At 36.9% G+C, this 6,569-nt stretch carries 7 protein-coding genes; 6 read left to right on the top strand and 1 reads right to left on the bottom strand.

All coding sequences use genetic code 11. The annotated features are described in order from the left end of the window. Window positions 1-156 precede the first annotated feature (156 nt). Window positions 157-582: a hypothetical protein gene (locus tag KKC46_08795; GenBank protein MBU1053912.1), complete on the bottom strand. Its 426-nt coding sequence runs from the start codon at window positions 580-582 to the stop codon at window positions 157-159. A 138-nt stretch (window positions 583-720) separates the two neighbouring features. Between KKC46_08795 and KKC46_08790 the strand changes: the two genes are divergently transcribed. The 6 genes from KKC46_08790 (at window position 721) to fabD (ending at window position 6,356) form a co-directional block, all read left to right on the top strand. After that, on the top strand, window positions 721-1,710 hold the full coding sequence (locus KKC46_08790; protein MBU1053911.1) for a DHH family phosphoesterase: 990 nt from the start codon (window positions 721-723) through the stop codon (window positions 1,708-1,710). A gap of 20 nt (window positions 1,711-1,730) precedes the next feature. Then, a complete protein-coding gene (locus tag KKC46_08785) occupies window positions 1,731-2,498 on the top strand; it encodes a ribonuclease Z (GenBank protein MBU1053910.1) in 768 nt (255 codons plus the stop codon). Between the two features lie 90 nt (window positions 2,499-2,588). Then, window positions 2,589-3,272 (top strand): bifunctional precorrin-2 dehydrogenase/sirohydrochlorin ferrochelatase, encoded by a 684-nt coding sequence (locus KKC46_08780; protein MBU1053909.1) that lies wholly within the window; start codon window positions 2,589-2,591, stop codon window positions 3,270-3,272. Beyond that, the gene (gene ccsB, locus KKC46_08775) at window positions 3,265-4,083 is read left to right on the top strand and encodes a c-type cytochrome biogenesis protein CcsB (GenBank protein MBU1053908.1); all 819 of its coding nucleotides are present in this window, start codon (window positions 3,265-3,267) and stop codon (window positions 4,081-4,083) included. Before KKC46_08780 ends, ccsB begins: the two co-directional genes overlap by 8 nt. 21 nt (window positions 4,084-4,104) lie before the next feature. After that, window positions 4,105-5,382, top strand: coding sequence for a glutamyl-tRNA reductase (gene hemA / locus KKC46_08770; GenBank protein MBU1053907.1), 1,278 nt, complete (start codon window positions 4,105-4,107; stop codon window positions 5,380-5,382). A gap of 35 nt (window positions 5,383-5,417) precedes the next feature. Beyond that, entirely contained in the window at window positions 5,418-6,356 is a 939-nt protein-coding gene (gene fabD, locus KKC46_08765; GenBank protein ID MBU1053906.1) for an ACP S-malonyltransferase, read from the top strand. Window positions 6,357-6,569: the final 213 nt, after the last annotated feature.

Genomic DNA, 6,569 nt, shown 5'->3' with positions numbered 1-6,569 from the left:
TTGTTAATTATCAATATGTTATGGTTTTTTGCGAAAATGCCCGGATTTTAAATATTCCGTTACTGATTGCGAAAAATAAATTCAAGATTTGTTCTGGGTGGTAATATTATGCATCTTCTTAACTTCACCGAGAATTGCTGAATCCCCGGCGAAAATTTATTCGTCGGGGGTTTTATTTTGGTTCTCTGTTTTAGGCAGTATTTCTGCCCGTATTTCGGAATAAAGCTTTTGCGTTTCATGTAAAATCCGGTTTTCGGTTTCTTGTTTTGCCTTGTCAAGAATCAAATTGCTTTCATGCTTTGCTTCTTTTATGGTTTCAAAAAGTTTTTGTTCCGCTTCTTGTATGTTATTTTCTCTGGAAGCTTTTAAACCGGATTGTTTATCATTAATAGTTTTGTTTATCTCTTTTATCTCACTAATAATAGTTTCTTTTTTTATCTTAAGATTCTCAAATTCTTCTGAGAGCTTTTTCTTACGGCCTTTCAAAAAATCAATTAACGGTTTTGTGGCAAACTTTACAAACAGCAAAAGCAAGAGCACAATGTTGGCCCATAATAAGGCAGAATCTGATAAATATTTCATAATTCAGGAATCCATCATATTTCATTAAGATATTTACAAGCTTAGGTAATATGTGATAGTTTTAGAGAAATTTTCCTAAAATACAAGCTTTAAAGTGTAAGAAAAGCTAAAAAAACTTAAATACATCTATACTAAATTATGTTGACTTCAGCATCTGAAAAACTAAATAATTTCTACAGCCGTTTTACAGGTAAAGATAATGTGCTGGTTTTAATAAATGCTGATCCCGATGCTATCGCCTGCGCAATGGCAGTTAAAAGACTTTTATGGGGAAAGGTAAGCAGTGTTACAATTTCAAGCATAAATATAATAAAGCGCCCTGATAACCTGGCAATGGTAAGATTGCTTGGCGTAAATCTTGTGCATATAAGTCAGATAGACGGGGGAAAATATACCAGTTTTGTAATTGTAGATTCACAGCCGAATCATAATGAAGCTTTTTCAAAATTTCAATATAATGTCATTATCGACCATCATCCTGAAACAAATTATGAAGCCGAATATAAAGATATAAGGCCTAAATATGGTGCAACTGCAAGCATGCTTACCGAATATCTAAGAGCTGCAAAGATAAAACCTTCATATAAGCTTGCAACTGCTTTGTATTATGCCATTAAGATTGATACCAGCGATTTTGAAAGAAAAGCTGTGGTTGAAGATATCAAAGCTTTTCAGTTTCTTTTCAGACATGCAAATATTAATATCGCCAGAAAAATAGAGCAAGCGGAACTTAATTTGAGTTTTTTAAAATATTTTAAGCATGCTCTTGAAACCATGAAAAAGCGTAAAGGGAAAATATTTGTTCATGCAGGACAAGTTGTTAATCCTGATATCTGTGTACTTCTGGCAGATTTCTTTATGAAAGTCAGCTATATACAATGGAGCATAGTCTCCGGCATATATAATGATGTTCTTGTGGTTATTTTAAGAAACGATGGTTTACGAAAAAACGCCGGCAAAGTTGCAAAAGAAGCTTTCGGTAATTTAGGCTCTGCCGGGGGACACAAAAGTATGGCAAGGGCAGAATTTCCTGTTTCAGCTTTAAAGGATAATATTGACCTTGCAAACGATGAAATGGTTTTAAAGTGGATAATCACCAGGATAGAAAAAAAGCCCCGAAAGAAGTAGCTGATTCTGACTATAAAGAGATGTTGGTTACAATACTAGGTTCCGGAACTTGTGTCCCGTCACTTAAGAGAAGCTCCTGTTCCGTTTTGATAGAAACGGGAAAAACAAAAATTCTCATTGACTGTGGTGCAGGCACTATAAGAAGGCTTCTTGAAAACGGCACCCAAATATATGACATATCACATATTTTAATAAGTCATTTTCATCCCGATCATACAGGAGAATTAATATCTTTTCTTTTTGCCAATAAATATCCTGACGGCAGCAAACGTAAAATGCCTTTGTCTATAATCGGCGGGCAAGGGGTATTAAATTTTTATGCCGGACTTAAAGCAGTATTTGGCAACTGGATAGATCTTATGCCTTGTGTTTTAAATATAATTGAACTTGATACTTATAAAAAAGATATGCGATTAGATGATGCTGTTTTAGAATATTTGCCGGTAGAACACAACGAAGAAAGCCTTGCGTATAAAGTTACCGGAAGCAATGGTTGCAGTATTGTTTATTCGGGTGATACTGATTATTGTGATAACCTGATTGAAATTTCTTACAATGCGGATTTATTGATCTGCGAATCTGCTCTTCCGGATGAATTAAAAGTTAATGGGCATTTAACACCTTCGGTTGCCGGTAAGATAGCTGCCAAAGCAAAGGTTAAAAAGCTTATTTTAACTCATTTGTACCCGGAATGTGACAAGGTTGATATCAGGGCTCAATGCAAAAAAACCTATCCCGGCGATCTTATAATAGCCGAAGATCTGATGAAGATATATCTGCCGGGGTAAGTCATATAAGCATAAACTAAATTAAAATAAAGCCATTTGAATACTGAATATTGAATAAGAAATAATGAATGTAGAGGAGACAAAAATCGGGTGAGATATTATCCGGTAAATCTTGATATTAAAAATCGGCCATGTCTTGTGGTGGGAGGTGGAGATGTTGGCACACGTAAAGTCATGACTCTTTTGGATTGTGGCGCTTTAGTGACTGTCGTAAGCCTTGCCGTAAGCAATAATCTGTTAAATCTTGCAGAAACCGGGTTAGTTACATTAAAAAAACGTGCCTATGTTGAGTCCGACCTTAACAAAATGTTTCTTGTTATTTGCGCAACTGATAATGAGACACTTAACAGGCAGGTAAGTATGGATGCGAAAAAGTTAAATATGTTATGCAATGTTGCCGACAGGCCCGAAGCCTGTAATTTCATTCTTCCGGCGCTTGTAAAAAGAGGCGATCTTGTAATAGCTGTTTCAACTTCGGGGAAAAGCCCTGCATTTGCAAAAAAAATAAGAAAAGATCTTGAAAAACAATATGGCGATGAATATGCCCGGTTTTTAAAACTTATGGGAGCTGTCAGGAAAAAACTTCTAAGTACAAAACACGAACCTGAAGCTCATAAGCATCTTTTTGAAGAACTGATAGACAAAAATCTTGTTCAGATGATAAAAGATTCTGACACCGATAAGATTAATTCCGTTCTTTTTGAAGTTCTTGGAAAAGGATTTGAATTTTATGACCTTACAAAGCCAAAAGACCACGGTATAACAAATGAATGATCTGATAATTATAACCAGTTTGCTGTATATATTAAGCGCTGCGGGATATATTTTATTTTTATTTCTACAGAAGCAGTATTTTCACAGGCTTGGCCACATATTTCTTGCAATAGGCTTTTTTTGCAATTCAATACTGATAGGTTATCATTACGCAAAAACAGGCCAATTGCCTGTGAGAAATTTACATGAAACACTTCTTATTACAGGTTGGGCGATTGCCGGGGTTTATTTTGCTTTTCATTACAAATTTAAAATTAAAATTCTTGGCGGATATGCCGCTTTTCTCGCTGCTTTATCTCTTGTTGCTGCGATGCTTGCTTCCGGAAAATATGTTGAATCACAACCGATTTTCAATAGTATCTGGCTGATAATGCATGTTGTTTCAATATTTATCGGCCATTCCGCTTTTGCGCTGGCCTGTGGATTGGGTCTTTTGTACATTGCCCAGGAAAATGCCATCAAGAAAAAAAAGCACGGCTTTTTTTACAAGCGGCTTCCTTCGCTTAATTTGCTTGACAGTATCGGTTACGCCTGCATAATAGCCGGTTTTACTTTGCTTACCGCAGGACTTATAACCGGCTTTGCTTACGCCAAGGTAGTCTGGGGAAAATTCTGGAGCTGGGATCCTAAAGAGGTTTGGGCCGGCATAACATGGTTGTTATATGCGGCACTTCTTCATGGTCGCTTGACTATCGGCTGGAGAGGAAGAAAAGCTGCGATAATGGCTATTATTGGATTTGTGGTTGTACTTTTTACTTTTTTTGGAGTTAACTTTCTTCTGAAAGGGCATCACGTAGTATTCACAAGATAATACCGGGTGCTTGAAATATATATGCTTGAAATTGTATTGCTTGGATTAAATCATAAAACCGCTCCGGTGGAAATAAGAGAGTGCCTTGCTGTTTCAAAAAACGAAACAGCGGCTATGCTTGACGCCATTAAAGAAGCGGATTCAATAAATGAAGTCGTGCTTTTTTCAACATGCAATCGTGTTGAAATATTAATGGCGGTTAATGATAAAGCAATAGCGGTTGATACGGCAAAAAAACAACTTTCGGCATTTAAAAACGTACCTCTTACCAAATTCGAACAAGCAATTTATGTTTACGAAGGCGAAGAAGCCGTTCGCCACATATTCAGGGTTGCATCCAGTCTTGATTCCATGATGATAGGCGAGCCTCAGATTTTAGGGCAGATAAAAGAAGCTTACAATATTGCTACAATAAGAAAAACTTCCGGAGTGATATTAAACAGGCTTCTTCATAGAACTTTTTTTACGGCAAAAAGAGTAAGAACCGAAACCGGAATCGGTGGCCATGCCGTTTCTATAAGCTATGCTGCAATTGAGCTTGCCCGTAAAATTTTCGGATTGCTCGAAGAAAAGAAAGTACTTTTGATAGGTGCAGGAGAAATGGCTGAACTTGCTGTTGAGCATCTTATCAGAAACAAAGTAAAAGAAATTTTTATAGCCAACAGAACATTAAAAAACGGTTTTGAGCTTGCAAGAAGATTCGGTGGCAATGTTATTTCTTTTGAGGAGATCCCCGAATTTATTAAACAGGTGGATATTATTATAAGCTCAACAGGTTCCCCCGATATAATAATTACAAAAGATCAGGTAAAGCATATAATGCCCGGCAGAAAAAACCGTCCTCTTTTCTTTATTGATATCGCAGTTCCAAGAGATATTGATCCTGCAATAAATAAGATTAATAATACTTATGTGTATGATATAGATGATTTAAATGGTGTTATTGATGAGAATATCGAAGATAGAAATAAAGAGGCCATCAAGGGTGAAAGAATTATTGATGAAGCGGTTATAAGCTTTAAAAAATGGTATGACAATCTTGGCGCTGTTCCTACCATTGTAGAATTAAGAAATAAAATTGATTTAATCGTATCAGAAGAAATTGATAAAACCATGCAATCCATCAATCTTTCTGACAGGCTTTCGGATAGTGACAGGCAAGCTTTGGGCAGGATGAAAAATGCCCTGATAAACAAAATAATGCATAATCCTATTCATTTATTAAAAAGGGATGGCTGTCACCCAAGCAATTCAATATATATTGATGTTGTTCGCAAATTATTTAAACTTGATGATTAAATTATTCAATAAACCATTAAAACTGGAGGATGGATTTGAAAAAAATTGCATTTCTGTTTCCCGGACAGGGATCACAAAGCGTAGGCATGGGGCTTGATTTTTATCAGGAATTTGTTTTTGTTAAAGAGATTTTTGAAATGGCTTCGGAAATATGTAAAATGGACATTTCTAAGCTGTGCTTTAAAGGCCCTATGGAAGATCTGACGAAAACAATCAATCTTCAGCCCTGCGTAACAGCAGTAAATCTTTCATTCCTGTCAGCCATTGAAAAAGAGGGTATCGTACCGGCTTTTTCTGCCGGACACAGCCTGGGAGAATACAGCGCTCTTTGTGCAGCCAAAACTGTTTCAAACGAGGATGCCCTTAAACTTGTTTTTAAACGCGGGCAGCTCATGCACCGCGAATCGCTTAAGCATAAAGGAGCCATGCATGCTATAGTCGGCCTGTCTATAGAAGATGTTGATCAGATAGTATCGGGAATACAAAAAGAGGGTATTGTATCAGTTGCAAATCATAACACAAAGACTCAGATCGTTATAACCGGCGAACCGGAAGCAGTACAAAAAGCTTCTGATATTGCATGTGAAAAAGGCGCAAAGGCAATACCTTTAAAAGTTAGCGGGGCATGGCATTCTGAATTAATCAGAGGGGCGGAAGAAGAGTTTATAGAATATCTTAACACTTTTTCTTTTGAAAAAACCGAAACACCTGTTATCCACAATGTAAGTGCTGATATCGCATCGGAACCTTCAGAAATCAGAGACCTTGTTGGAAAACAGTTATGCAATCCGGTAAAATGGTTTGATTCAATCAACAGGTTAATTAATGATCAGGTTGAAATATTTGTTGAAATCGGGCCAGGCACAGTGCTGACCGGGCTTGTGAAAAAAATCTTGCCCAAGGATTATCCTTTTAAAGCATATAGCATCAACTCTATGAAAAACTTTGAAAATTTTATAAAGGAAGTCAAATGAGCCAGTTTCAAAATGCCCCATTTTGGCCGATCTCTGCGTTGGGCTCAAATTTTAATCCTCGAAATACGCCATGTATTCCTGCGGTTAAAATTTTCCCCCGCCTTGAGCTTGACCATAACTGAAACGTTTTGAAAGTGGCTCTAATAAATGAATTCGCAAAAAGCTCCCAAACCGTTATACCGGCGAAAGCCGGCATGACGGTTTGGGGTTTTA

The sequence above is a fragment of the Pseudomonadota bacterium genome, from assembly GCA_018817425.1.
Lineage (GTDB): Bacteria > Desulfobacterota > Desulfobacteria > Desulfobacterales > RPRI01 > RPRI01.
Note: the sequence above shows the minus strand (reverse complement) of the source record. Positions and strands in the feature narration are given on the sequence as shown.

Bases quoted from the DNA above. Each gene is read 5' to 3' on its own strand.
- KKC46_08795 (MBU1053912.1), bottom strand. From the start codon at position 582: ATGAAATATTTATCAGATTCTGCCTTATTATGGGCCAACATTGTGCTC.
- KKC46_08790 (MBU1053911.1), top strand. From the start codon at position 721: ATGTTGACTTCAGCATCTGAAAAACTAAATAATTTCTACAGCCGTTTT.
- KKC46_08785 (MBU1053910.1), top strand. From the start codon at position 1,731: ATGTTGGTTACAATACTAGGTTCCGGAACTTGTGTCCCGTCACTTAAG.
- ccsB (MBU1053908.1), top strand. From the start codon at position 3,265: ATGAATGATCTGATAATTATAACCAGTTTGCTGTATATATTAAGCGCT.
- hemA (MBU1053907.1), top strand. From the start codon at position 4,105: ATGCTTGAAATTGTATTGCTTGGATTAAATCATAAAACCGCTCCGGTG.